The sequence below is a fragment of the Streptomyces sp. BoleA5 genome (assembly GCF_000373665.1).
In the GTDB taxonomy this organism is placed as follows: Bacteria; Actinomycetota; Actinomycetes; order Streptomycetales; family Streptomycetaceae; genus Actinacidiphila.
Genome location: NZ_KB892113.1, coordinates 373,640 through 397,202 on the forward strand (window position 1 = coordinate 373,640; position 23,563 = coordinate 397,202).

General features: G+C 72.5%; 22 protein-coding genes and 2 tRNA genes. 16 read left to right on the top strand and 8 right to left on the bottom strand.

The window, feature by feature from the left end; all coding sequences use genetic code 11:
- Complete coding sequence (locus B085_RS0126010; RefSeq protein WP_018561541.1) at positions 1 to 1,068, top strand: PDZ domain-containing protein; 1,068 nt, start codon at positions 1 to 3, stop codon at positions 1,066 to 1,068.
- A gap of 58 nt (positions 1,069 to 1,126) precedes the next feature.
- Here B085_RS0126010 and B085_RS0126015 read toward each other — a convergent pair whose 3' ends face one another.
- Complete coding sequence (locus B085_RS0126015) at positions 1,127 to 1,681, bottom strand: PPA1309 family protein (protein WP_018561542.1); 555 nt, start codon at positions 1,679 to 1,681, stop codon at positions 1,127 to 1,129.
- Positions 1,682 to 1,827: 146 nt separating this feature from the next.
- Here B085_RS0126015 and B085_RS0126020 point away from each other — a divergent pair, with 146 nt between their 5' ends.
- The 5 genes from B085_RS0126020 to B085_RS0126040 all read left to right on the top strand — a co-directional run bounded on the left by B085_RS0126020 (position 1,828) and on the right by B085_RS0126040 (position 8,462).
- Positions 1,828 to 4,695 (top strand): UPF0182 family protein, encoded by a 2,868-nt coding sequence (locus tag B085_RS0126020; RefSeq protein ID WP_078620068.1) that lies wholly within the window; start codon positions 1,828 to 1,830, stop codon positions 4,693 to 4,695.
- Positions 4,696 to 4,734: 39 nt separating this feature from the next.
- Positions 4,735 to 4,808, top strand: a tRNA-Met gene (locus B085_RS0126025).
- Between the two features lie 200 nt (positions 4,809 to 5,008).
- On the top strand, positions 5,009 to 6,871 hold the full coding sequence (locus B085_RS0126030) for a tetratricopeptide repeat protein (protein ID WP_420706625.1): 1,863 nt from the start codon (positions 5,009 to 5,011) through the stop codon (positions 6,869 to 6,871).
- 51 nt (positions 6,872 to 6,922) lie between these two features.
- Positions 6,923 to 6,996, top strand: a tRNA-Met gene (locus B085_RS0126035).
- A 206-nt stretch (positions 6,997 to 7,202) separates the two neighbouring features.
- Positions 7,203 to 8,462, top strand: coding sequence for a hypothetical protein (locus tag B085_RS0126040; protein WP_018561545.1), 1,260 nt, complete (start codon positions 7,203 to 7,205; stop codon positions 8,460 to 8,462).
- Here the strand turns inward: B085_RS0126040 and B085_RS0126045 are convergent.
- Positions 8,432 to 8,842, bottom strand: a complete 411-nt coding sequence (locus B085_RS0126045; protein WP_018561546.1) for a Fur family transcriptional regulator — start codon at positions 8,840 to 8,842, stop codon at positions 8,432 to 8,434. The genes B085_RS0126040 and B085_RS0126045 overlap by 31 nt on opposite strands.
- A 156-nt stretch (positions 8,843 to 8,998) precedes the next feature.
- Here B085_RS0126045 and B085_RS0126050 point away from each other — a divergent pair, with 156 nt between their 5' ends.
- Complete coding sequence (locus tag B085_RS0126050) at positions 8,999 to 10,459, top strand: catalase (RefSeq protein WP_018561547.1); 1,461 nt, start codon at positions 8,999 to 9,001, stop codon at positions 10,457 to 10,459.
- A gap of 81 nt (positions 10,460 to 10,540) precedes the next feature.
- Here B085_RS0126050 and B085_RS0126055 read toward each other — a convergent pair whose 3' ends face one another.
- On the bottom strand, positions 10,541 to 10,933 hold the full coding sequence (locus B085_RS0126055) for a cyclic nucleotide-binding/CBS domain-containing protein (protein ID WP_018561548.1): 393 nt from the start codon (positions 10,931 to 10,933) through the stop codon (positions 10,541 to 10,543).
- A 142-nt stretch (positions 10,934 to 11,075) separates the two neighbouring features.
- Positions 11,076 to 11,873 carry a histidinol-phosphatase gene (gene hisN, locus B085_RS0126060; protein ID WP_018561549.1) on the bottom strand — a complete coding sequence of 266 codons (798 nt, stop codon included), beginning with the start codon at positions 11,871 to 11,873 and terminating at the stop codon, positions 11,076 to 11,078.
- 149 nt (positions 11,874 to 12,022) lie between these two features.
- On the opposite strand from hisN, the gene B085_RS0126065 reads away from it, so the two are divergent.
- Complete coding sequence (locus B085_RS0126065; protein ID WP_026251451.1) at positions 12,023 to 12,649, top strand: TetR/AcrR family transcriptional regulator; 627 nt, start codon at positions 12,023 to 12,025, stop codon at positions 12,647 to 12,649.
- A gap of 51 nt (positions 12,650 to 12,700) precedes the next feature.
- Here B085_RS0126065 and B085_RS0126070 read toward each other — a convergent pair whose 3' ends face one another.
- The 4 genes from B085_RS0126070 to B085_RS0126085 all read right to left on the bottom strand — a co-directional run bounded on the left by B085_RS0126070 (position 12,701) and on the right by B085_RS0126085 (position 16,223).
- Complete coding sequence (locus B085_RS0126070) at positions 12,701 to 13,024, bottom strand: DMT family transporter (RefSeq protein WP_018561551.1); 324 nt, start codon at positions 13,022 to 13,024, stop codon at positions 12,701 to 12,703.
- Positions 13,025 to 13,089: 65 nt separating this feature from the next.
- The gene (gene rsgA, locus B085_RS0126075; protein WP_018561552.1) at positions 13,090 to 14,091 is read right to left on the bottom strand and encodes a ribosome small subunit-dependent GTPase A; all 1,002 of its coding nucleotides are present in this window, start codon (positions 14,089 to 14,091) and stop codon (positions 13,090 to 13,092) included.
- A 3-nt stretch (positions 14,092 to 14,094) separates the two neighbouring features.
- The gene (gene aroA, locus B085_RS0126080) at positions 14,095 to 15,441 is read right to left on the bottom strand and encodes a 3-phosphoshikimate 1-carboxyvinyltransferase (RefSeq protein WP_018561553.1); all 1,347 of its coding nucleotides are present in this window, start codon (positions 15,439 to 15,441) and stop codon (positions 14,095 to 14,097) included.
- An 86-nt stretch (positions 15,442 to 15,527) separates the two neighbouring features.
- The gene (locus B085_RS0126085) at positions 15,528 to 16,223 is read right to left on the bottom strand and encodes a M50 family metallopeptidase (protein ID WP_018561554.1); all 696 of its coding nucleotides are present in this window, start codon (positions 16,221 to 16,223) and stop codon (positions 15,528 to 15,530) included.
- 54 nt (positions 16,224 to 16,277) lie between these two features.
- On the opposite strand from B085_RS0126085, the gene B085_RS0126090 reads away from it, so the two are divergent.
- The 8 genes from B085_RS0126090 to def all read left to right on the top strand — a co-directional run bounded on the left by B085_RS0126090 (position 16,278) and on the right by def (position 23,510).
- The gene (locus B085_RS0126090; protein WP_026251452.1) at positions 16,278 to 17,093 is read left to right on the top strand and encodes an SOS response-associated peptidase; all 816 of its coding nucleotides are present in this window, start codon (positions 16,278 to 16,280) and stop codon (positions 17,091 to 17,093) included.
- A 38-nt stretch (positions 17,094 to 17,131) separates the two neighbouring features.
- Positions 17,132 to 17,773 (top strand): alpha/beta family hydrolase, encoded by a 642-nt coding sequence (locus B085_RS0126095; RefSeq protein ID WP_037732478.1) that lies wholly within the window; start codon positions 17,132 to 17,134, stop codon positions 17,771 to 17,773.
- Positions 17,774 to 18,005: 232 nt separating this feature from the next.
- On the top strand, positions 18,006 to 18,665 hold the full coding sequence (locus B085_RS0126100; protein WP_026251453.1) for a sigma-70 family RNA polymerase sigma factor: 660 nt from the start codon (positions 18,006 to 18,008) through the stop codon (positions 18,663 to 18,665).
- The gene (gene rsrA / locus B085_RS0126105) at positions 18,662 to 18,982 is read left to right on the top strand and encodes a mycothiol system anti-sigma-R factor (protein WP_018561558.1); all 321 of its coding nucleotides are present in this window, start codon (positions 18,662 to 18,664) and stop codon (positions 18,980 to 18,982) included. The genes B085_RS0126100 and rsrA overlap by 4 nt, the downstream gene beginning before the upstream one ends.
- A 120-nt stretch (positions 18,983 to 19,102) precedes the next feature.
- Entirely contained in the window at positions 19,103 to 20,404 is a 1,302-nt protein-coding gene (locus tag B085_RS43805; protein ID WP_018561559.1) for an HD-GYP domain-containing protein, read from the top strand.
- The gene (locus B085_RS0126115; RefSeq protein ID WP_018561560.1) at positions 20,401 to 21,612 is read left to right on the top strand and encodes an HD-GYP domain-containing protein; all 1,212 of its coding nucleotides are present in this window, start codon (positions 20,401 to 20,403) and stop codon (positions 21,610 to 21,612) included. Before B085_RS43805 ends, B085_RS0126115 begins: the two co-directional genes overlap by 4 nt.
- A 232-nt stretch (positions 21,613 to 21,844) precedes the next feature.
- Entirely contained in the window at positions 21,845 to 22,816 is a 972-nt protein-coding gene (locus B085_RS0126120; protein ID WP_018561561.1) for a tetratricopeptide repeat protein, read from the top strand.
- 73 nt (positions 22,817 to 22,889) lie between these two features.
- Positions 22,890 to 23,510: a peptide deformylase gene (gene def, locus B085_RS0126125; RefSeq protein WP_018561562.1), complete on the top strand. Its 621-nt coding sequence runs from the start codon at positions 22,890 to 22,892 to the stop codon at positions 23,508 to 23,510.
- The last annotated feature ends 53 nt before the right edge of the window (positions 23,511 to 23,563 follow it).

Here is a 23,563-nt window from a genome sequence, read left to right on the forward strand (position 1 = left end):
ATGCCACGCCGCACCGCGACGCTGCTCGCATCGACCCTGACCCTGATAGCGCTGCTGTGTGTCGCGCTGCTGTGGCGCGTCCCGTACGCGGAGATGTCACCGGGGCCCACGGTGAACACGCTCGGGTCGCACGGCGGGGATCCGGTGCTGCAGATCTCGGGGCACAAGACGTACCCGACCAGCGGTCACCTCAACATGACCACGGTGCGGGTGACGAGCGCGGACTACTCGATGAACCTGGTCGAGGCGGTCGTCGGCTGGCTGGCGCACGACCAGAAGGTCGTCGAGCACGACACGCTCTACCCCAAGGGGCAGACGGCGGAGCAAGCCGACCAGGAGAACGCCGAGGAGTTCACGCAGTCCCAGGACAGCGCGAAGGTCGCGGCGCTCGACGAGCTCGGCATACCCGTCGGCTCCCGGGTGATCGTCTCCGCCGTGGTCAAGGGCGCCCCCGCTGAGGGCGAGCTGCACGCGGGCGACGTGGTCAAGGCCGTGGACGGCCGGCCGGTGAAGGTGGCGGGCGACGTCGCCGAGCTGGTCACCAAGCACAAGGCGGGGCAGAAGGTGGTGTTCACCGTCGTGCCCAAGGGCGCGAAGGGCGACGCCACCCGGGACGTGACCATCACCACGGCGAAGTCGGACGACGACGGCGCGGCCCGGGCGGTCGTGGGCATCCAGGCCGGGGTCGAGCACACCTTCCCGTTCAAGATCGACATCAAGCTGGCGGACGTCGGCGGCCCGAGCGCCGGCCTGATGTTCGCGCTGGGGATCGTCGACAAGCTCACCCCGGAGGACCTCACCGGCGGCAAGTTCGTCGCGGGCACGGGGACGATCGACGACCAGGGCAAGGTCGGCCCCATCGGCGGCATAGACATGAAGACCATCGGCGCCCGGGAGAAGGGCGCCGAGTACTTCCTCACCCCCGCTGACAACTGCGCGGAGGCGGCGGCCGACACCCCGAGCGGCCTCACCCTGGTCAAGGTGAAGACCATCGACGACGCCATGGACGCGCTCAAGGACATCCGCGAGGGCCGCACGTCCGCCCTGCCCTCCTGCACGAAGGGCTGAGCCCGGCGCGTCCGCACGGACCTACGGCCCCGGGGCACGCTCCCCGGGGCCGTCGGCGTCAGTCCTCGAAGGTCGCCGCCAGGGCCTCGGCAAGCCCCGGCACCAGGGCGGAGCCGGTCAGTACCTCGGTGGGGGAGTCCTTCTCGCGCAGCCGTACCGCCGCCTCCCGGGACCCGTCCCGCAGCACGCCCACGGTCATGCGGACCTCCTGGCGGTCGGGGTGCGCGGCGACCCAGCGGGCCAGCGCGGCGTCGTCGAGCCCCTGCGGGATGGACTCCTCCGCGGACGGCGGCAGCATCAGCCGCTCCACGGTGAGCGCGCAGCCGCTGACGACGCCCGGCCAGGCGATGGTGGCGAGGAACTCGTCCAGCGCGGCACCCGCCGGAAGCTCGTCCTGCTCGATCGGGGTCAGCCCGGCGGCTGTCTGGTCGCCGAGGCCGAGTTCCTCGGCGAGCTTCGGTTCCTGTGTGCGCAGCGCCGCGGTGTCGACCAGGGCGAAGAGCCGGGCGGGCTGGTCCCAGCCCAGGCCGGACGCATAGTCGTCGATCTCCAGGACGGCACGGGTGAGCGGGTTCGCGGCGAGCGGCGCACCCTCGGACGTGTTGTTGGACATGCCCAATATCCTGCCTGTTCTGTGACCCGCATCCCCAATCGGGAGCCTTGGGGAACTGAGTAAACGCTGAGTAAGTTGCATCAGTGGGCGCCGGGACGGCGTCCGACGGAGACCGACACTTCGAGGTGCGCACCTTGGTATTCCAGATGCCGGACCGTGGCGGGGGTCCGCACGGGCCACGGATCAGAGTGGGCCGCCCGTCGCGGCGAGCCCGGACACTGCTGATGACCCTGGGCGTACTGGCCGTGCTGGCCATGGCGTTCGTCATGTTCGCGGGCTTCTGGACCGACTGGCTCTGGTACCGCTCCGTCGACTACTCCTCGGTCTTCACCACCACACTGTGGACCAAGATCGGCCTGTTCTTCGTCTTCGGCCTGCTGATGGCCGCGGCGGTCGGCGTCAACGTGTACCTGGCGCACCGGCTGCGGCCGCCGCTGAGCGCGATGTCGATGGAGCAGCAGAGCCTCGACCGCTACCGGATGGGCATCGCCCCCTACAAGAAGTGGGTGCTGCTCACCGTCTGCGCCCTCGTGGGGCTGATCGCGGGCGCGTCCGCCTCCAGCCAGTGGCGCACATGGCTGCTGTGGACGAACTCCACCCCGTTCGGGACCAAGGACCCGCAGTTCCACGTCGACATCTCGTTCTACGCCTTCGACCTGCCCTGGTTCCGCTTCCTGCTGAGCTTCGGCTTCGCGGCCGTCGTGCTGTCGCTGCTGGCGGCGGCGCTCGTGCACTACCTGTACGGGGGCCTGCGGATCACCTCCCCGGGCGGCCGGGCCACGGCGGCGGCGACCGGGCACCTGTCGGTGCTCCTGGGACTGTTCGTCACCCTGAAGGCGGTCGCGTACTGGCTGGACCGGTACTCCCTGGCGGTGAAGTCCGGCAACCTCAGGTCGGGCGACTGGACGGGTCTGCGCTATGTGGACGCCAACGCCTATCTGCCGGCCAAGACGATCCTGTTCGCCATCGCCATCATCTGCGCGCTGCTGTTCTTCGCCACCCTGTGGCGGCGCACCTGGTCGCTGCCGCTGATCGGCTTCGGCCTGATGGTGCTGTCGGCGATCCTGATCGGCGGCCTGTACCCGGCGATCGTGCAGAAGTTCCAGGTGCAGCCCAACGAGGCCGCCAAGGAGCAGCCGTACATCCAGAAGAACATCGACGCCACCCGTGAGGCGTACGGCATCGACCACACCGATGTGACGGACTACACGGGCACGAGCAGCGACGCCAAGGAGAAGCTGCGCAGCGACGCCGACACGGCGGCGTCCATCCGCCTGCTCGACCCGAACGTGGTCTCGCCGACCTACCAGCAGCTGCAGAAGGTGCGCGGCTACTACGCCTTCCCGTCCACGCTGGACGTCGACCGCTACACGATCGACGGCAAGGAGCAGGACACCGTGGTGGGCCTGCGGGAGCTGAACCTGGAGGGCATCCCGCAGCACAGCTGGATCAACGACCACTTCAAGTACACGCACGGCTACGGCATGGTGGCCGCCAAGGGCACCACCACGACGGCCAGCGGCGAGCCGGACTTCACCGAGTACAACCTGCCGACCAAGGGCGACCTCGGGACGTACCAGCAGCGGATCTACTACGGCGAGCAGACCAAGCAGTGGTCGATCGTCGGTGACAAGAGCACGCCGGAGATCGACTACACCGACGACAACGGTGAGAAGCCGTACACGTACACCGCCAAGAGCGGTGTCGGCCTGAAGAACCCGGTGACCCGGCTCGCCTACGCGGTGTCCTTCGGCGAGCCGCAGATCTTCTACTCGGGCGCCGTCGGCGACGACTCGCAGATCCTGTACAACCGCATGCCCAAGGAGCGGGTCGAGGCGGTCGCGCCCTGGCTGACGATCGACGGCGACTCCTACCCGGCGGTCGTGGACGGCCGGATCGTGTGGATCGTCGACGCCTACACGACGAGCAACGGCTACCCGTACTCCTCGCGCACGACGCTCGGCGACACCACCGCGGACTCGCTGACCGACGGGCAGCGCGCCGTGCTGGCGCAGCAGAACCAGGTCAACTACATCCGCAACTCGGTGAAGGCGACCGTCGACGCGTACAGCGGCAAGGTCACGCTCTACCAGTGGGACACCGAGGACCCGGTGCTGAAGACCTGGATGAAGGCCTTCCCGGACACCGTCCAGCCCAAGACGGCGATCGACGACGCGCTGATGGCGCATCTGCGCTACCCGCAGGACCTGTTCAAGGTGCAGCGCGAGCTGCTGACGCGCTACCACGTCACCAAGGCGTCGACCTTCTACAGCGGCAGTGAGGTGTGGGCCGTGCCCAACGACCCGGCCGCCAAGACCGGGAAGTCGGTGCCGCCGTACTACCTGAGCCTGAAGATGCCCGGCCAGAACGACCAGGCGTTCTCGCTCACCACGACGTTCACGCCGAACAAGCGCGAGAACCTCAGCGCCTTCATGGCGGTCGACGCGGACGCGAAGAGTCCGGAGTACGGCGCGATCAGGGTGCTGAAGCTGCCGTCGAACACCACGGTGTCCGGTCCGCAGCAGGTGCAGAGCCAGTTCAACTCCGACCCCAATGTGGCGGAGAAGATCAGGCTGCTCAAGGGCGGTGACTCGGAGGTCGAGTACGGCAACCTGCTGACGGTGCCCCTCGACGGCGGGCTGCTGTACGTGGAGCCGGTCTACGTCCGCGGCGCGGGCACCAACTACCCGCTGCTGAAGAAGGTCCTGGTGAGCTACGGAGGCCAGACCGAGTTCGAGGACACGCTCGGGCAGGCGCTCGACGCCGTCTTCGGATCGGACGGCGGGGAGCCCGTGACGCCGCCGGAGACGGGCGGCGGCGGGGGCACCGAACCGCCGGCCGCGGGCAACCCGACGGTCGCCCAGGCCCTGGAGGACGCCCAGCAGGCGTACGACGCGGGTCAGAAGGCGCTCAAGGACGGCGACTGGGGCGCGTACGGCCAGGCGCAGAAGGATCTCGCCGACGCGCTGAAGCGCGCGAAGGACGCCGAGCAGCAGGCGGAGAAGACGGGCTGACGGGACCCATCCCGCGTCGTGGTACTGTTGGTGCACCGACGCGGGGTGGAGCAGCTCGGTAGCTCGCTGGGCTCATAACCCAGAGGTCGCAGGTTCAAATCCTGTCCCCGCTACTGTTGGAGAGGGCCCGGAGTCAATAGACTCCGGGCCCTTTCACTTGTTGGGGGGAACTCCTTTCCCCTGAGGTTTCGGCAGGCACCCTGTCGGGAAGTCGACAAAACGCTGTAGTGACCTACGAAGTGACCGACTGGGATCGGCAGAACCTGCAGGTTTGCCGCATACCAGGTGTACTGCGGGTACGGGTGATGCGACGATGGACCTCATGGGGGATGGTGCAAGGCTGCTGAACACTCGTCAGATCCGGGATACCGGGTCCGCGGGGCGGACGACCGTGCCCGCGGCCGGGACCGCGCTCGTGCCCGCCGTCGCCGACCTGCTGCCCGGTCCGCGGGTGGGCGGTCTCGACGACGAGCGCCTCATCGAGTCCGAACTCCCCGACGAGGAGACCCTGGAGGCCCGCGAGGAAGCCGAACTCGAGGCACGCCACCGGCGGGCCGCCGAGCACGGCGACATCGGGGCCATGAGCGTGCTGGGCACCATGCTGCTGCGCCGCGGCGACCTGGAGGGCGCCGAGCCCCATCTGCGCGGCGCCGCCGCCGGAGGGGACCGTCCCGCCGCCAACAACCTGGGCCTGCTGCTGCACCAGCGCGGTTACGCCGAAGAGGCCGCCGCATGGTGGCGGATCGCAGCGGTCGCCGGCTCCGCCGCGGCCGCGCACGCGCTCGGCAGGCACTTCCGCGAGCGTGGCGACGAACCCGGGGCGGAGTACTGGCTGCGCCAGGCCGCCGAGTCCGGGCACGCCCTGGGCGCGTACGCGCTGGCCGACCTTCTGGACCACCGGCGCGACGTCGGCGCCGAGCGCTGGTTCCACGCCGCCGCCGAGCACGGCCACCGCGAGGCCGCCTACCGGCTCGCCCGCATCTGCGCCGAGCGGGGCGAGGAGCGCGAGGCCGAGCAGTGGTACCGGCAGGCGGCGGCCCGCCGGCACCGCAGGGCCGCCCTGCGGCTCGGCACGCTCCTGGAGGAGCGCGGCGAGTTCGAGGAGGCCAAGCGCTGGTACCTGACCGCCGCCCGCGACGGGGAGCCGCGCGCCGCCTGCGCGCTCGGCTTCCTGCTGTGTGACGCCGGCGACGTCGACGGCGCCGCCACCTGGTGGCGGCGGGCCGCCAACGCGGGCGACGGCAACGCGGCCAACGCCCTGGGCGCACTGCACGCCCAGGAGGGCGAGACCCAGACCGCCGAGCGCTGGTACCGGGCGGCCCTCGACGCGGGGGACGTCAACGGCGCCTTCAACCTCGGGCTGCTCTGCGCCGGCCAGGGGCGCACCACCCAGGCCGAGCAGTGGTACCGCAAGGCCGCCTACACCGGGCACCGCGAGGCCGCCAACGCGCTGGCCGTGCTGCTGCTGCAGCGCGGCGACGCCGCGGGCGCCGAGCCGTGGTTCTCCAAGGCCGCGGAGGCGGGCAGCGTGGACGCCGCCTTCAACCTCGGCATCCTGTACGCCGGGCGGGGCGACGACGCCACCGCGCGGCGCTGGTACGAGCGCGCCGCGTCCAGCGGGCACGGCGAGGCCGCGCTCCAGGTGGCCATCGCCCTGCAGAAGGAGGGCGACACGCACGGCGCCGAGCGCCACCTGCGCTGCGCCGCGGGCAGCGGCAGCCCGGAGGGCGCGTTCCGCCTCGGGGCGCTGCTGGACGCCCAGGACACGCCGGAGGCCGCCGCCGAGGCCGAGGAGTGGTACGCCCGCGCCGCCGGCCAGGGGCACCGCCGCGCCCAGGTGCGGCTCGGCATGTGCGCCGCCAAGCGCGGGGACGTCGTCGACGCCGCCCACTGGTACCGCGAGGCCGCCGAGGGCGGCAGCCGCAACGGGGCCTTCAACCTCGGGCTGCTCCTCGCCCGTGAGGGCGCGGAGCCGGAGGCGGCCCTGTGGTGGACCCGCGCCGCCGACGCGGGTCACGGACGCGCCGCGCTGCGGCTGGCGCTGCTGGCCGCGCGGCACGGACAGCTCGCGGACGCCCAGGCGTGGTGCGCCCGCGCCATGGAGTGCGGCCCCGCCGAGGTGGCCGAGCGGGCGGCCCGGCTGACCGACGCCCTGGAGCACGAACTCTCCGCGTGAGAAGCGATTTGCGCTGCTCAGCCCGGGGAGGTTAGTCTTAGGGCACAACGACGCGGGGTGGAGCAGCTCGGTAGCTCGCTGGGCTCATAACCCAGAGGTCGCAGGTTCAAATCCTGTCCCCGCTACTGAAGAGAAGGGCCCGGAAGCCATGGCTTCCGGGCCCTTCTCGTATGCGTTCGGTACAGCCAAGGCATGGTTCGGGCAAAAGGGTGCCGACGGTCCTGGGCCGGCCGGCGCCGGCGCGCGATCCTGAGGGCAGGCCCTCAGGCGGCGCGAGGAGGCGGGGTTGCTTCGCAGGCGGCGTAAGCGGCGGCCGACGGAACTCAGGGATGTGACGCGGTGGGGTCGACTGTGCGCGGCAGCGGACGCGGAGGAACTGCTCCGTGAGCTGCGTGGCGCAGCGGATGACGAGGACGCCGCCTACGACCGCGCGGCGGCGCTGAAGGCGCTGGCCGCGGCGCCGCCGCGGTTGTGGGTGCTGCTGGACCGTGCCGCGCGGTTGCAGGACGCCGCACCACCGGCGCCCGGCGACAGCGAGCCGCTGCGGTTGCTGCTGGCCGCGATGGACCGGGACGGGCGGACCCGCCAGGCAGCCGTGGAGGAGCTGGCGGTGCACGGCGGGCCGCTGGTGGCGTCGGCCCTCGCGCTGCGCACGGCGGACTGGGTGGACCAGGTCCGCGACCCGGCCCTGGCGGCGCTGCTGCGCCGTACCGCCCCGGACGAGGCCGCCGCGGCCGTACGGCTGCTGCTGAGGCTGCGCGGACGGAGCCGGGCCGCGCACACCCCGGAGGCGTACCGCGGGGTGCTGGCGGCCCCCGAGGCCCGGCGTGCGGTGCGTGCGCTGGCGGCCGACGCGGACCCGCTGACCCGGCGGTTCGGGGTCGAGCTGGCGTTGCAGCTGGGGGAGTTCGTCCGCGGCGACCTGGTGCGCACGGCACTGCGCGACCCGGACCAGGTCTGCCGCAGGCTGTGCGCCGAGCGGCTGCTGCAGATGGACCCGGACCAGGCGGGGCGCCTGCTGTGGGCCCGTTCGGCGGCCGTGCGGGAGCTGGCGGTCGCGGCGCTGCCGGACGACGTGCCCGCGGCCCGGCTGACGGCGCCGCTGGCCGACCCGGCGCGGATCGTCCGCGCCCAGGCCCGCTGGCGGCTGTACAGCAGGGGCGAGCCCCCGGCCCTGGCGTACCGCAGGCAGCTGCTGCGCTGCGGCCCGCAGAGCCCGCCGCGGCTGGTGGCAGGGCTGGTGACGGGGCTGGGGGAGTGCGGAGACGCCTCGGACGGACCGCTGGTGCTGCGGCTGGCGTGCGAGGTGCGCGCCCCGTGGCCGCCGTTGGTGCGCCGGGCCGCGGTGCGCGCGGCGGGCCGACTCGTCCCGCGGGAGGGGCTGGTGCGGCAGTTGGCGCCGCTGGCCGTGGACCCGGACCCCGGGGTGGCCAGGGAGGCCTTCGAGGCGCTCGCCAAGGTGGCGGGCCAGGTGCCGGTGGAGACGGTGTGGGTGGGGCGCACCCGTCCGGAGCCGGCGGTGCGCAAGGCCGCGGAACGTGTGCGGCGGGCGGCCCAGCGTCAGGCGCAGGCGGGGCACAGGCCCCGGTAGGTGACCTCCACCTGGGAGACGGTGAAGCCAAAGCGTTCCGCGTGGGGCAGGTCCGCCATCGGGTCGCCGTGCGGGTGGACGTCCCGGATGGTGCCGCAGCCGGAGCACACCAGGTGCTGGTGCGGCCGGTGGGCGTTGGGGTCGTAGCGCTTGGCGCGGCCGTCGGTGGCGACCTCTATGACCTCACCGAGCGACACCAGTTCACCCAGGGTGTTGTAGACGGTCGCGCGGGAGATCTCGGGCAGCCGGGCCGCCGCCCGCGCGTGCACCTCGTCGGCGGTCAGGTGGACGTGGTCTCCGTCCAGGACCTCGGCCACGACGCGCCGCTGCGCGGTCATGCGCCACCCGCGGCCGCGCAGTCGTTCCAGCAGGTCACTCATTCCAGTTCACCTATCAGTGGGATGCGAACAGCTTAACAGTGACAGTCCGTGTTCCGACCAGGTATGAGTTTGGGGCTCTTCTTGACTTGGACTCTGTCTATCGTAGGATCGCTTCCGGCGAAAGCCACGGCACAGCACCAACCCAGGGAGAGGCACGTGACGGTTCAGGAGACCGGCCCGCTGACCACGGAGGCGGGCGCCCCGGTCGCGGACAACCAGAACAGCGAGACCGCGGGCCTGGGAGGGCCGGTCCTGGTCCAGGACCAGCAGTTGCTGGAGAAGCTCGCCCGCTTCAACCGCGAGCGCATCCCGGAGCGCGTGGTGCACGCACGCGGCGCCGGCGCCTACGGAACCTTCACCGTGACCGCGGACGTGACGAGGTACACGCGGGCGAAGTTCCTCTCCGAGGTCGGCAAGCAGACGGAGACCTTCCTGCGCTTCTCCACCGTCGCGGGCAACCTCGGCGCGCCGGACGCGGTGCGCGACCCCCGGGGCTTCGCGCTGAAGTTCTACACCGAGGAGGGCAACTACGACCTCGTCGGCAACAACACCCCGGTGTTCTTCATCAAGGACGCGATCAAGTTCCCCGACTTCATCCACACCCAGAAGCGCGACCCGTACACCGGCTCCCAGGAGGCGGACAACGTCTGGGACTTCTGGAGCCTGTCACCGGAGTCGACGCACCAGGTGACCTGGCTGTTCGGCGACCGCGGCATCCCCGCGAGCTACCGCCACATGAACGGCTACGGCTCGCACACCTACCAGTGGACCAACGAGGCGGACGAGGTCTTCTGGGTCAAGTACCACTTCAAGACGGACCAGGGCATCAGGAACCTCACCCAGGGCGAGGCCAACCGGATCGCCGGTGAGGACCCCGACTCCCACCAGCGCGACCTGCGCGAGGCCATCGAGCGCGGCGAGTTCCCCAGTTGGACCGTGCAGGTGCAGATCATGCCCGCGGCCGAGGCGGCGGGCTACCGCTTCAACCCGTTCGACCTCACCAAGGTGTGGCCGCACGAGGACTACCCGCCGATCGAGATCGGCAGGCTGGAGCTCAACCGCAACCCGCAGAACGTCTTCGCCGAGGTCGAGCAGTCGATCTTCTCCCCTGCGCACTTCGTGCCCGGCATCGGTCCGTCCCCGGACAAGATGCTGCAGGGCCGGCTCTTCGCCTACGGCGACGCCCACCGCTACCGCGTCGGCATCAACGCCGACCACCTGCCGGTGAACCGTCCGCACGCGACCGAGGTGCGCACCCACGGCCGCGACGGCGCGCTGTACGACGGCCGCCACGGCGGTGCCAGGAACTACGAGCCGAACAGCTTCGGCGGCCCGGCGCAGACCGGCCGCCCCCTGTGGTCGGCCACCGCGGTCACCGGGTACACCGGCAACCACGAGGCGCCCTCGCACGCCGAGGACGACGACTTCGCGCAGGCCGGCGACCTCTACCGGCTGATGTCGGAGGAGGAGAGGGAGCGCCTGGTCGCCAACCTCTCCGGCTTCATCGCCAAGGTGTCGCGCGACGACATCGCCGAGCGCGCGATCGGCAACTTCCGCCGTGCCGACGAGGACTTCGGCAAGCGGCTGGAGGCCGCCGTCCAGGCCCTGCGCGGCTGACCGGCGTCCGTCCCGCAGGCCCGGAGGGGGCCGGGTGCGTCCAGGCACCCGGCCCCCTCCGATCCACGTCCGGCCCGGCCGTCAGCCGGCCAGGGCCGCGTGCGCGGGCTGCCAGCAGCGCACGATGTCCCGTACGGAGACCATGCCGACCGGGTTGTGGTCGTCCAGCACCACCAGGTGCCGGAAGCCGCCGCGCACCATTGCGGCGGCGGCCTCTTCGAGGGTCCACCGGGTCGCGGCGAAGACCACGTCGGTGGTGGTGTGGGCGGCGGCGAGTTCGTTGTCGGGGTCGAGCCCCGCACCGATGGCGTTGAGGATGTCGCGCTCGGTCAGGATGCCGAGACCGCAGGTGTCGGGATCGAGTACGACCGCCGCGCCCACCCGTCGGGCGGACATCAGCCGGGCGGCCTGGCGGAGGGTGTGGGCGGGACCGACCGTGAGAACGACCGTGCTCATGGCGTCGCGTACGAGCATGGGATACCCCTCGGGCTGCGTCGTGGCCGTCTTGAGAACAGTTTCACAAATGCACAAGCTCACGCATTCTCATGTTCACATGCGCCGCGGTCCGCAGCAAGGGGCGTGCGGAGTGTGATCGGTAGTGTGAGGGGGCGGTCGGTTACGGGCGGTTCAGGAAGGCGAGCGTCTCCTCATGCAGCAGCCCGTTGGACGCCGCCGCGTTCCCGCCGTACGGGCCCGGCGTCCCGTCCAGGCTGGTGAAGCGCCCGCCGGCCTCGCGCACGATCACCTCGTTCGCCGCCATGTCCCACAGGCTCAGTTCGGGCTCGGCGCAGATGTCCACCGCGCCCTCGGCGACCATCATGTACGGCCAGAAGTCACCGTAGGCGCGCGTCCGCCAGCAGGACCGGGTCAGGTCGAGGAAGCCGTCCAGGCGGCCCTGCTCCTCCCAGCCGCTGAGCGAGGAGTACGCGAACGAGGCGTCCGCCAGCCGGCTCACCTGCGACACCCGCAGCCGCGTGGCGGAGGCCAGGCTGCGACCGGTGTAGGCCCCGCCGTCCTTCACCGCCCACCAGCGGCGCCCCAGGGCGGGCGCGGACACCAGGCCGACCACGCCCTCGTCGCCCCCCTCCCCGCGCACCATCAGCGCGATCAGGGTGGCCCACACGGGCACCCCGCGGACGTAGTTCTTGGTGCCGTCGATCGGGTCGACGATCCAGCGCCGCGGGCCGCTGCCCTCCGTGCCGTACTCCTCGCCGAGCACGGCGTCGCGCGGCCTGGCCCGGCCGAGCTGACTGCGGATCAGCTCCTCGGCGCGCTTGTCCGCCTCGCTGACCGGCGTCATGTCGGGCTTGGTCTCGACCTTGAGGTCCAGGGACTTGAAGCGCTCCATGGTGGCGGCGTCGGCGGCGTCGGCAAGGATGTGCGCGAGGCGCAGATCGTCGTTGAAGTCCGGCATGAAGCGAACAGTATCGATCGTGGGAGGTCGAGGTCACGCAGGGAGCGCGGGGAGGGTTGACACCGGCCGACGGCGCGTCAATTCTGGCCCCACAGCTCCCTGAGGCCGCTCGGTACCGCTCGAGACCGCTCGAGACCTTGGAGGCGACCGTGCCGACAGCGCGTGAATCGCTCCTGGACGCCGCGCTGTCCGCACTGGGTGCCCGGTCGTGGGCGACGGTCAGGATGGTGGACGTCTCGACCAGCGCCGGGGTGTCGCGGCAGACCCTCTACAACGAGTTCGGCACCAAGGAGGGGCTCGCGCGGGCCCTGGCGCGGCGGGAGGCCGAGGCGTTCCTGGCGGGCGTGGAACGCGCCCTGGACACCGCCGGGCGGCAGGGCGCCGACGCCGGCGACTGCTTCGCCGCGGCGACCGCCTGGACCCTGCACAGCGCCCGCCGCAGCCCGCTGGTGCGCGCGGTGCTCACCGGCTGCCGCGGGGACCGGGTGCCGGCGGCGGCCGTCGTGCCGGTGCCGGTGCCGCGGCTGCCGGGCCGGCGACCGCGCAGGGACGACGCCCCGATCGCCCCGGCCGAACTCCTCGACGCGTTCCGGGCGCGCGCCGTGACCGTGCTGGGGCGGCGCTTCCCCAAACTGGACCAGGCCGAGGCCGACTGGGCCTGCGGGACCGCGGTGCGCGTCACCGTCTCCTACGTCCTCGCCCCCGCGGCCTCCGACGAGGAGGCGTGCCGGCGGGTCGCCCGGCTGGTCCGGGGACTCCTCCAGCGCGGCTGGTGACGGGCGCGTACCGGCGCGGGGCCGGGCCGGCGAGGGTGCGTGGTTGATGGATCAGTGGGTGGAGCCGGAGAGTTGGAGTCCGATGACGCCCATGACGACCAGGCCGATGGAGATCAGCTTCAGGGTCGAGACGACGTCACCGAGGAAGGCCATGCCGTAGATCGCCGTCCCGGACGCCCCGATGCCCGTCCACACCGCGTACGCGGCCCCGACGTCGAGCTTCTTCAGGGCGAGCGTGAGCAGGCCGAAACTGCCGAGCGCGAAGGCGCAGAACGCGATGGTCGGCCACAGGCGGGTGAACCCGTGGGAGAGTTTGAGGCAGACCGCGAAGCCGGTTTCGAGGAGTCCGGCGACCACCACGAGGAGCCAGGCCATCGAGCGCCCTCCCGTTTCCGTCTGTCGATGAGCGATCATCACACAGCATGCCCGGAAATGGCTCCTCAGTCCCCTTCCGTGCGCTCACGCGTCGCGAGCAGGCGCCGCAGCGAGAACAGCCGGGCGGGTTCGGCGTGTCCGTCGGCCACCCAGGCGTCCAGCGCGCAGTCGGGTTCGTCGTGGCTGCAGGCGCGCGGGCAGTCCGCCGTGCCGGGCTCGAGGTCGGGGAAGGCGTGGATGACCCGGGACGGGTCGATGTGGGCCAGGCCGAAGGAACGCACACCGGGGGTGTCGATGACCCACCCCTCGTCGGCCTGCAGCGGCAGCGCCAGTGCGGAGGTCGTGGTGTGCCGGCCGCGGCCGGTCACCGCGTTGACGTGGCCGGTCGCGCGCTGCCGCTCCACCAGTGCGTTGACCAGGGTGGTCTTCCCCACGCCGCTGTGCCCGACGAAGGCGGTGACGCGGCCCTTGAGGTGCCGGCGCACGGCCTCCGTCGCCTCGGCGTCGAAGTTCTCGTGACTGGTCACCACATAGGGGACGCCCAGGGGGGCGTACGTCTCCAGCAGGGGTTTGGCGGACGCGAGGTCGGACTTGGTGAGCACCAGGAGCGGTTCGAGCCCGGCGTCGTACGCGGCCACCAGGCAGCGGTCGATGAGCCTGGGCCGCGGCTCGGGGTCGGCGAGGGCGGTCACGATGGCGAGGCGGTCCGCGTTGGCGACGACCACCCGCTCGTAGGGATCGGTGTCGTCGGCGGTGCGGCGCAGCACCGAGCTGCGCTCCTCGACGCGCACGATCCGCGCGAGGGTGTCCTTCTCGCCGGTCAGGTCGCCGACGATGCCCACCCGGTCGCCGACCACGATTCCCTTGCGGCCCAGCTCACGGGCCTTCATCGCGGTGATCGTGCGGTCCTCGACGAGGCAGGTGACGCGGCCTCGGTCGACGGTGAGGACGAAGCCCTCCTCGGCGTCCTCGTGCTTGGGCCGGATGCTGGTGCGGGGACGGTTCCCCTTGCGGTTCGGGCGGACCCGGACGTCGTCCTCGTCGGTGTGCTTGCCGTAGCGCCGCATGGTTCAGGCCCGGACCGGGGACGCGGGGGCCGCCGGTGCGGCACCCAGCATGGCCGTCCACATCTCGGGGAAGTCGGGGAGCGTCTTGCCGGTGGTCGCGACGTTCTCGACCCGGACGCCGTCGACGGCCAGGCCCAGGACGGCGCCCGCGGTGGCCAGCCGGTGGTCGTCGTAGGTGTGGAAGACGCCGCCGCGCAGCGTCCGCGGCCGGATGCGCAGTCCGTCCTCGGTCTCGGTCACGTCGCCGCCGAGTTCGTTGATCTCCTTGCTCAGCGCGGCCAGCCGGTCGGTCTCGTGCAGCCGCAGGTGGCCCACACCGCGCAGCACGGACTCGGAGTCGGCCAGCGCGGCGACCGCCGCGATGCCGGGGGTGAGCTCGCCGACCTCCGACAGGTCGGCGTCGATGCCGTGGATGCGGCCGGAGCCGGTGAAGACCAGGCCCGTGTCCGTCAGCTCGCAGGAACCGCCCATGCGGGTGAACAACTCGCGCAGTGCGTCACCGGGCTGGGTGGTGCGGTGCGGCCAGTCGGGGATGACCACGCGGCCGCCGGTGACCAGCGCGGCGGCGAGGAAGGGCTGGGCGTTGGAGAGGTCCGGCTCGACGGTGAGGTCGACGCCGAGCAGCGCGCCGGAGTCGACCCGCCACACGTTCGGTTCGCCGCCGTCCTGCGGGGTGTCGACCTTGGCGCCGGCACGCCTCAGCATCTCCACCGTCATCCTGATGTGCGGCAGCGACGGCAGCGTCGGACCGGTGTGCCGTACCTCGACGCCCTGGTTGAAGCGGGGGCCGGACAGCAGCAGGGCGCTGACGAACTGGGAGGACGAGGACGCGTCGACCGGCACCTGACCGCCGTCCAGCGCCCCGCCGCCGTGCACGGTCAGCGGAAGCGCGCCGCGGCCCTCGTCGTCGATGCGGGCGCCCAGGGTGCGCAGCGCGTCGATGACCCCGCCCAGCGGGCGCTCGTGGCTGCGGGGGTCGCCGTCGAAGTGCACCGGGCCGTCGGCGAGCGCGGCGACCGGCGGCAGGAACCGCATCACCGTGCCGGCGTTGCCGACGTCGACCGTGGCCGGCCCGTGCAGCCCGGCCGGGATGACCCGCCAGGCCTCGCCGCCGTAGGGGTTGACGACCTCGTCGATCTGCACGCCCATGGCGCGCAGCGCGTCGGCCATCAGCACGGTGTCGCGACTGCGCAGCGGACGGCGCAGCCAGCCCGGCTCGGAGGCGAGCGCCGCGAGCACCAGGGCGCGATTGGTGACCGACTTCGATCCGGGCACGGTGACCGTCGCGTGGACGGGGGCGGACGCGAGCGGCGCGGGCCACAGGGCGGTGTGCGCGGGGTTACCGGTCATGCCCCCAAGCGTAGTGGCTCAAGGAGAAGGCGAATCGCTCACAAAGCGGACGAAACCTCAAGGAAACAGTAACCCGCCCGCAAGGGCTACAGCCCCACCAGCCAGCGGCCGCCGCCGAACAGCGACAGCAGCGCCACCGCGTAGAACAGCACCATCCACAGTGCCGACGGGGTGTGGGTCAGCCGGGCCAGCTGGTCGGCGTCCGAGCCCGGAGCCGCACCGCCGTGCCGCTTGCGCTGGAGTTCCAGCACCGGCCGCACACCCCCGAACAGCAGGAACCAGACCACGAGGTAGGCGAACGCCGCCTGGACGGCGGGCTCGGTCAGCCAGGACACCAGGAGGAAGAGGCCGCCGGTCAGGAACACCGTCAGCACCCCGTACGCGTTCCTGATCATCACGAGCATCACCAGCAGCAGGGCCGTCGCCCCCCACAGCAGCGCCGTGATGTGGCCCGCCGCGAGCAGCAGGGCCCCGCCGAGGCCCAGCAGGGACGGCGCGGTGTACCCGGCCGCCGCGGTGAGGATCATGCCGAGGCCGTACGGCTTGCCCCGGGAGACGGTCAGGCCCGAGGTGTCCGAGTGGAGCCGGATGCCCTGCAGGCGGCGGCCCGACAGCAGGGCGACCAGGCCGTGTCCTCCTTCGTGGGCGATCGTGATCGCGTTGCGGGACAGCCGCCACAGGGCGTGCGGCAGGACCGCGGCCAGGGCGACGGCCGCGGTGACGCCCACCAGCCAGGACGAGGGCGCGGGCTGGGTGCCGAGGATCGAGTCGATGAGCTGCACGGTTCCGCACCATACGATGTCCGGCCGTGTCCGCGCCGTGGCAATCTGGCACTCATGTGCGGTCGATATGCAGCGAGTCGGAGGCCCGAGGAGCTCGTCGAGGTGTTCGACGTGCAGAAATGGGATCCCACGGAGGCGCTGGACGCCAACTGGAATGTCGCGCCCACCGACACCACCTACGCGGTGCTGGAACGGCCGGACAAGGAGACGGGCGAGATCGTCCGCCAGTTGCGCGCCCTGCGCTGGGGGCTGGTGCCGAGCTGGGCGAAGACGCCCGACGTCGGCGTCAAGATGATCAACGCGCGGGCCGAGACCGTCCACGAGAAGGCCTCCTACCGCCGACCCTTCGCCTCGCGCCGCTGCCTGCTGCCCGCCGACGGCTACTTCGAGTGGGTCACCGGCAGGGACGAGCGGCAGCTGGAGGAGCAGGGGAAGAAGAAGCGGACCCGCAAGCAGCCGTACTTCGTCACCCCCGTCGACGGCTCGGTCTTCGCGATGGCCGGGCTGTACGAGTTCTGGCGCGACCGCACCCTGCCCGACGAGCACCCGCGCGCCTGGTGGGTCACCTGCACCGTCATCACCACGGAGGCCTGGGGCGAGCCCTTCGCCGACGCCGACGGGCACCCCGGCGGCCCGCGCTCCCTGGCCGAGATCCACCCGCGCATGCCGCTGTGGATCACCCCTGACCACTGGGGCGACTGGCTCGACCCCACGCGCACCGACGTCGAGGACCTGCGCGGGCTGCTCGCGCCGCCGTCGGCCGGCCTGCTGCGCGTGCACCCCGTGCGCACCGAGGTGAGCAACGTCCGCAACAACGGGCCGCAGCTGGTCGAGCCGATCGAGGCGCCCGAGGAGGCGACGCTGTTCTGACCGCCCGCGGTGCCAGACTGGCCGCTGTGAGCGAGATCATGGAGACCGTGCCGACGCCCGTCGGGGACGCCCGCGTCACCTGGCACCGGGCCCGTCGGCCCCGCGCCGTGGTGGCGCTGGGTCATGGCGCGGGAGGCGGCGTCGAAGCACGCGACCTGCGGGCCCTGGCCGCGGCACTGCCGCCGCACGGCTGGACGGTCGCGCTGGTGGAGCAGCCCTGGCGGGTGGCGGGCAGGAAGCTGGCGCCCGCGCCGAAGACCCTGGACACCGCGTGGACGGCGCTGTGGCCGGCGCTCGCGCGGCCCGGTCTGCCGGTGGTCGCCGGCGGCCGCAGCGCGGGCGCCCGAGTGGCCTGCCGTACGGCGGCTGAACTGGGCGCGGTGGCGGTGCTGGCGCTGTCCTTCCCGCTGCATCCGCCGGGGAAGCCGGAGAAATCCCGCGCGGACGAGCTCTTCGGGGCGTCGCTCAAGGGCGTGCACCTGCTGGTCGTCCAGGGCGGGCGCGACCCCTTCGGCCGCCCCGAGGAGTTCCCCGAGGGGTACGAGCCGGTCGGGGTGCCGTTCGGCGACCACGGGTTCGCGGTCCCGAAGTCGGCGGACCTCACCCAGGAAGGAGCACTGAGCGTCATCACCGACGCGGTGCTGGGCTGGCTGGAGGAACTGCCCCCGCTTCGGGAATGAGCGGTGCGCGGCCCGTGTTGTGCCAGGCGTCCGCACGAAAGAACGTACGCACAGTGAGGAAGGCAGCCGGATGGTCAGAGCCGAGTGCCGCGCGCGTGCCGAGGCACCGTACCTGTCGTGGCCGGAGTGGCCGTCGACGGGCGGGGCGAACAGGAACAGCGCGCCGATCCCGACCGGGATATCCTCCGATGGCGTGGGGTCCGCTTACGGCCCCGTGACCGTCGTGGAGGAGGTGGGTCCGGTCAGCGGCAACGACGACAGCCCGTCCGAGGTGCCTGAGGTGCAGGTGACTCCGGAGTCCGACGTCGAGCGCAGCGCGCGCTTCGAGCGGGACGCCCTGGAGTACCTGGACCAGATGTACTCGGCGGCGCTGCGCATGACCCGCAACCCGGCCGATGCCGAGGACCTGGTGCAGGAGACGTACGCGAAGGCGTACGCGTCGTTCCACCAGTTCCGTGAGGGCACCAACCTGAAGGCGTGGCTGTACCGCATCCTCACCAACAGCTTCATCAACTCCTACCGCAAGAAGCAGCGCGAGCCCCAGCGCAGCGGCACGGAGGAGATCGAGGACTGGCAGCTGGCACGCGCCGAGTCGCACATGTCCACGGGCCTGCGCTCCGCCGAGTCCCAGGCCCTGGACCACCTGCCCGACTCGGACGTGAAGCAGGCTCTGCAGGCGATCCCGGAGGAGTTCCGGATCGCGGTCTATCTTGCCGACGTCGAGGGCTTTGCCTACAAGGAGATCGCCGACATCATGGGAACCCCCATCGGTACGGTGATGTCCCGTCTGCACCGTGGGCGGCGGCAGCTGCGTTCGCTGCTGGAGGATTACGCGCGGGAGCGCGGGCTCGTCCCGGCGGGCGCGGGAGACGAGAAGGGCTCGGGCACATGAGCTGCGGCAACCCGCATGAGACGGACTGCTCCGAGGTACTCGAACACCTTTACGAGTACCTGGACAACGAGATGTCCGACGACGCCTGCGCCAAGTTCAAGCAGCACTTCGACGAGTGCCACCCCTGCTTGGAGAAGTACGGCCTCGAGCAGGCCGTCAAGAAGCTGGTCAAGCGCTGCTGCGGGCACGACGACGTGCCCACGGACCTGCGCTCCAAGGTACTCACGCGGATCGAGCTGATCCGCGCCGGCGAGGTGGCGCCGGTACCGGAGCCGGCCGACGGCGGCAGCGCGCCGACCGGTTCGCCGACCGTCTGACGCGCACGGCGCCGGCAGGTCACCCGGGATCACCCGAAGGCGGGAATCGCGGCCGCTCGCCCACCGGGCGGCGGCCGCGCCCCTAGCCTCGGTGGGGTGCGTGCGAAGCGGGCGGTCAGGATGCTCCCCGCGGCGGCGCGGGTCTACATCCCGGTCGTCGTCGTGTCGGCCTGCGGCGCCCTCGTCACGGGCCCCCACGAGGGCACTCCCTGGGCGACCGCCGCCGTGCTGGCGGCGCTCTACGCGGCGGGGGAACGCACGGGGGCGGCACTGCCCCCGGTGCTCTTCGCGGCCGCGCTCCTGCTTCCCCCGGGCGCGGCGGCACTCGTCGCCGTGCCCGGCGGCCTGCTCGCGCCCGTCCGGGGCGAGCCGCGGACGGTGCGCCGCGTCTGGCACGCCGCGCAGCTCGCCCTGGCGACGGCCGCCGCGGCCCAGGTGCGCACCGCCTTCGGGGACGGCCCCTTCACGCGGCTGCCCGGACTGCTGGTGCCCGCGCTCGCGGCCGTCCTCGCCTTCTGCCTGTTCTCCGCCGCGCTCACCGCCGGCGTGCTGATCACCGCCGAACGCACCGCCCCGCGGGCGGCCTGGCGCGAGGCGCTGCTGGAACCGCTCGCCCCCCACCTGACCTACGGCCTGGTGGGGCTCATGGCCGCGGTGCTCTGGCAGGGCCCGTACGGGGCGGTGGCCGCGGTCCTCGCCCTCCTGCCGACGCACATCGCGCGCTGGGTCGTGGGCCAGGCCCGCCGCGAACGGGCCGCGCATCAGGCGACGGTCCGGGCGCTGGTGCAGGCCGTGGAGATCAAGGACCGCTACACCCGGGGCCACAGCGAGCGCGTCGGGCGGGCGTCGGCACTGATCGCGCGCGAGATCGGACTGCCGCCCGAGCGGGTGGAGGCCCTGCGGCTGGCCGGCATCCTGCACGACATCGGCAAGCTCGGGGTGCCCACCCGCGTGCTGCGCAAGGACAGCCCGCTCACCCCCGAGGAACGGCGGATCATCGAGCTGCACCCCGGCTACGGCCACGAGATGGTGCGCGGCATCGCCTTCCTCGACGACGCCCGCACCGCGATCCTCCACCACCACGAACGCCTCGACGGATCCGGCTACCCGTACGGCCTGGCGGGCGAGGCCATCCCGTCCTCCGCGCGGCTGGTGGCCGTGGCGGACGCCTTCGACGCGATGACCTCCACCCGCGCCTACCAGGCCACCCGTGGTGTCGACGACGCGCTGGGCGAGCTGCGCCGCTGCGCCGGCAGCCACTTCGACCCGCTCATGGTGCAGGCCCTGATTCGCGCCGTGCGCCGCGAGGGCTGGAACCCGGCGGTCACCGCCGACGAGCCCGAACCCTTCGCCCCCGCCCAGGCCAGGCGTCACGCCCGCCGCGAGGCCGCCGCGCGCCCCACCCCCGAGCCGCGCCCGTGAGCGCCCCCGGACGCCGCGGCGGCGGGGACCACCGGCGTCACCGCAGACGCACGCCCTCCGTCGTCTTCGCCGTCCACGGGCTCGCGCTCGCCGTGGGCGGCGCCGCGACGGCGTGGACGGCGGTGCACGGTGTCGCCGATCCCGCGGCGGCCGCCGCCTTCGGGGCGCTGGTCGTCGTCGGCGAGGCCTTCCGGATCCCGGAACCCGAGGGCCGGGAGGCCGCCCCCGTCGCCTTCGCCGGGGCCCTGGCGTACGCGCTGCTCGCGGCCGAGGCGGTGGCGGTCGTGGTGGCGGTCTCGGCCGCAGCGGTGGTCGCCGGGCAGCTGAGGGGAGCGCCCCGCGACGCGGCGGCACGGCGCGTGCTGACCGTGGCGTTCGCCGCCGCAACCGCGCAGCCGCTGTACGGCGGCAGCGGCGGCCATCCGGGGTACGCCGTCCTGCTGCTGGCCAGCACGATCCTCTGCGACGCGGTACTGGCCGCCGTGCTGGGCACCGCCCGCACCGGGCATCCCTTCGCCTCGGTCCTGCGCGACGAACTGGCCGTCCTGCCGGGCGTCGGCTCGGCCGTGTGCGCCGGCGGGGTCGTGCTGGCGCAGGCCGAGCAGGCGGCGGGACTGTGGGCGCTGCCCGTGTGCGGGGTCCCGCTGCTGCTGACCCAGACGGCCTTCCGGCGGCACGCGGCGATCCGGGCCACCCACCGGGAGACCATCGCCTCGCTGGCCCGGGCCACCGAGGTCGCCGGTTACACCCCGGTGGGGCACGCCCGCCGGGTCAGCGCGCTCAGCCACGCCATGGGCCGCGAACTCGGCCTGGGCGGAAAGGCGCTGGCGGCCCTGGAGCACGCCGCGCTGATGCACGACATCGGCCAGCTCTCCCTCGTCGACCCGGTGCCCGGCGGTGCCACCTCGTCCCTCGATCAGGTGGAACGCCGGCGCATCGCCCTGCTCGGGGCGGAGGTCGTACGCCGGACGGGTGCCCCCGAGGAAGTCGCGCGGATCGTGGAGGGACAGGCCGATCCGTACCGGGACCAGCCGCTCGCGGGACGCATCGTGCGTACGGCCAACGCCTACGAGGACCTGGCCGGGGGCGGTACGGCCGTGGGCCGGGGGCTGCAGGCGCTGGAGCGGTTACGCCTCGATACCGCGCACGAATACGACCCTCGGGTGGTTGAGGCGCTGACCAGGGTCGTTGCCCGTGCCGGGGCGTGAACCCACCGGTAATGAGCGGGCGCACCAAGGGGCATGGTTGGATGCCCGCAGAGGCGCAGAGCACTCAAGAGGCGCACCATGGCGCCGATGCTGCCAAACCGACGAGCCCGGCCGTGTGTGACAGGCCCCGCCGATGGCAAGGAGGACTGATGAGCACCGCTGAGCACGGGACGTGGGGGAACGGACGGGGCACCGTGGGGCACCAGCGAAAGCGAACGGCAGGCGGGACACCTTGAGGATCTTCGGCAGGGCACGGCACCGGCCCTCCGCCACGTGGCGGCAGGCGACCGACCGGGCGTTCACGTTGATCAGCGACGGGCGGTACGAGGACGCCGGCGCGCTGCTCATCCGTGCGGCCGACCTCGAGCCCTGGCGTTCGGAGTCCTGGTACAACCTCGCGCTGCTGCACAAGTTCCGGCACGACTGGGAGCAGGCCCGCACCACCGGCCTGCGGGCCGTCGCCCTGCTGGACCGCGCGCCCGGCGCCCCCGACTGGTGGAACGTCGGCATCGCCGCCACCGCCCTGCAGGACTGGCCGCTCGCCCGCCGCGCCTGGCAGGCGTACGGGCTGCGCCCCGACGCCGCCGGGTCCGGCGCCGTCGAGATGGCGCTGGGCAGCTCCGCGGTGCGGCTCTCCCCGGAGGGCGAGGCCGAGGTGGTCTGGGGCCGCCGCATCGACCCTGCCCGCATCGAGGTGCTGAGCATCCCGCTGCCGTCCTCCGGCCGCCGCTGGGGCGAGGTCGTGCTCCACGACGGCGTCCCGCACGGCGAGCGGCGCACCGCCGACGGAGCCACGTACCCCGTCTTCGACGAGATCGAGCTGTGGGCGCCCTCGCCCGTACCGACCTGGCTCGTCCTGCTGGAGGCGGCGACCGAGTCGGACCGCGACGCCCTGGAGCAACTCGCCGCCGACGCGGGCTACGCCGCCGAGGACTGGTCGTCCTCCGTCCGGCTGCTGTGCCGTACCTGCTCCGAGAGCCGGATGCCGACCGACGACGGCTCCGACGGCTCTCGCGACCCGCACGACCAGGGCGAACCCGGACACCCGGGCCACCTCAGCCACCGCACCCCCGGGGCCCTGTGGGCCCCCGAGCGGGAGTGCGGCATCGCCGCCCCCGTGGGGCTGGTGCGGGGCCTGCTGGACAGCTGGGTGGCCGACAGCCCGGACACCCGGGACTGGCGCGATCTCGAAGAGGTCTGCTGACACCTCCGCGGGCACGTACCCTTGATGGGCTATTGAGCTTTGGAGAAGGCCCCAGGAAGGCGTACGACGGACCATGTCGCAGCAGGATACCGAGCAGACCGCATTCACCGACGACGTGACGGACGCGGAGGAGCGCGAGGCCGCCCACCGCGAGCGCGGCACGGCCCGCCCGATCACGGTCGTCGGCAACCCGGTGCTGCACCACCCGTGCAAGACGGTCACGTCCTTCGACGACGAGCTGGCCGCGCTGATCGACGACATGTTCGCCAGCCAGCGCGCCGCCGAGGGCGTCGGCCTCGCCGCCAACCAGATCGGCGTTCCCCTGCGGGTCTTCGTGTACGACTGCCCGGACGACGACGGCGTCCGCCACGTCGGGCACGTGGTCAACCCCGTCGTCGACGACCTCCCGGCCGAGCGCCGCGTGCTGGACGACGGCAACGAGGGCTGCCTGTCCGTGCCGGGCGCCTACGCCGAACTGCCGCGCCCCGACTACGCGGTCTGCCGGGGCCAGGACATGCACGGCAACGACGTCGTCGTCGAGGGCACGGGCTTCTTCGCGCGCTGCCTGCAGCACGAGACCGACCACCTGAACGGCTACCTCTACATCGACCGGCTCTCCAAGCGCGACCGCAAGGACGCGATGAAGCAGATGGCGGAGTCCGCCCCGAAGTACGAGACGGTTCCGAACGACTGATCGACCTCTACCGCTAACCTGTTCGCCCCCGGCATGATCGCGCCGGGGACGAA

What these genes read in the sequence shown, in the direction of transcription:
- rsrA (WP_018561558.1), top strand. Translation starts at nt 18,662, where the DNA reads ATGAGCTGCGGCAACCCGCATGAGACGGACTGCTCCGAGGTACTCGAA.
- B085_RS43805 (WP_018561559.1), top strand. Translation starts at nt 19,103, where the DNA reads ATGCTCCCCGCGGCGGCGCGGGTCTACATCCCGGTCGTCGTCGTGTCG.
- B085_RS0126030 (WP_420706625.1), top strand. Translation starts at nt 5,009, where the DNA reads ATGGACCTCATGGGGGATGGTGCAAGGCTGCTGAACACTCGTCAGATC.
- B085_RS0126090 (WP_026251452.1), top strand. Translation starts at nt 16,278, where the DNA reads ATGTGCGGTCGATATGCAGCGAGTCGGAGGCCCGAGGAGCTCGTCGAG.
- hisN (WP_018561549.1), bottom strand. Translation starts at nt 11,873, where the DNA reads ATGCCGGACTTCAACGACGATCTGCGCCTCGCGCACATCCTTGCCGAC.
- B085_RS0126010 (WP_018561541.1), top strand. Translation starts at nt 1, where the DNA reads ATGCCACGCCGCACCGCGACGCTGCTCGCATCGACCCTGACCCTGATA.
- B085_RS0126055 (WP_018561548.1), bottom strand. Translation starts at nt 10,933, where the DNA reads ATGCTCGTACGCGACGCCATGAGCACGGTCGTTCTCACGGTCGGTCCC.
- B085_RS0126015 (WP_018561542.1), bottom strand. Translation starts at nt 1,681, where the DNA reads ATGTCCAACAACACGTCCGAGGGTGCGCCGCTCGCCGCGAACCCGCTC.
- B085_RS0126070 (WP_018561551.1), bottom strand. Translation starts at nt 13,024, where the DNA reads ATGGCCTGGCTCCTCGTGGTGGTCGCCGGACTCCTCGAAACCGGCTTC.
- B085_RS0126095 (WP_037732478.1), top strand. Translation starts at nt 17,132, where the DNA reads ATGGAGACCGTGCCGACGCCCGTCGGGGACGCCCGCGTCACCTGGCAC.
- def (WP_018561562.1), top strand. Translation starts at nt 22,890, where the DNA reads ATGTCGCAGCAGGATACCGAGCAGACCGCATTCACCGACGACGTGACG.
- rsgA (WP_018561552.1), bottom strand. Translation starts at nt 14,091, where the DNA reads ATGCGGCGCTACGGCAAGCACACCGACGAGGACGACGTCCGGGTCCGC.
- B085_RS0126045 (WP_018561546.1), bottom strand. Translation starts at nt 8,842, where the DNA reads ATGAGTGACCTGCTGGAACGACTGCGCGGCCGCGGGTGGCGCATGACC.
- B085_RS0126020 (WP_078620068.1), top strand. Translation starts at nt 1,828, where the DNA reads ATGCCGGACCGTGGCGGGGGTCCGCACGGGCCACGGATCAGAGTGGGC.
- aroA (WP_018561553.1), bottom strand. Translation starts at nt 15,441, where the DNA reads ATGACCGGTAACCCCGCGCACACCGCCCTGTGGCCCGCGCCGCTCGCG.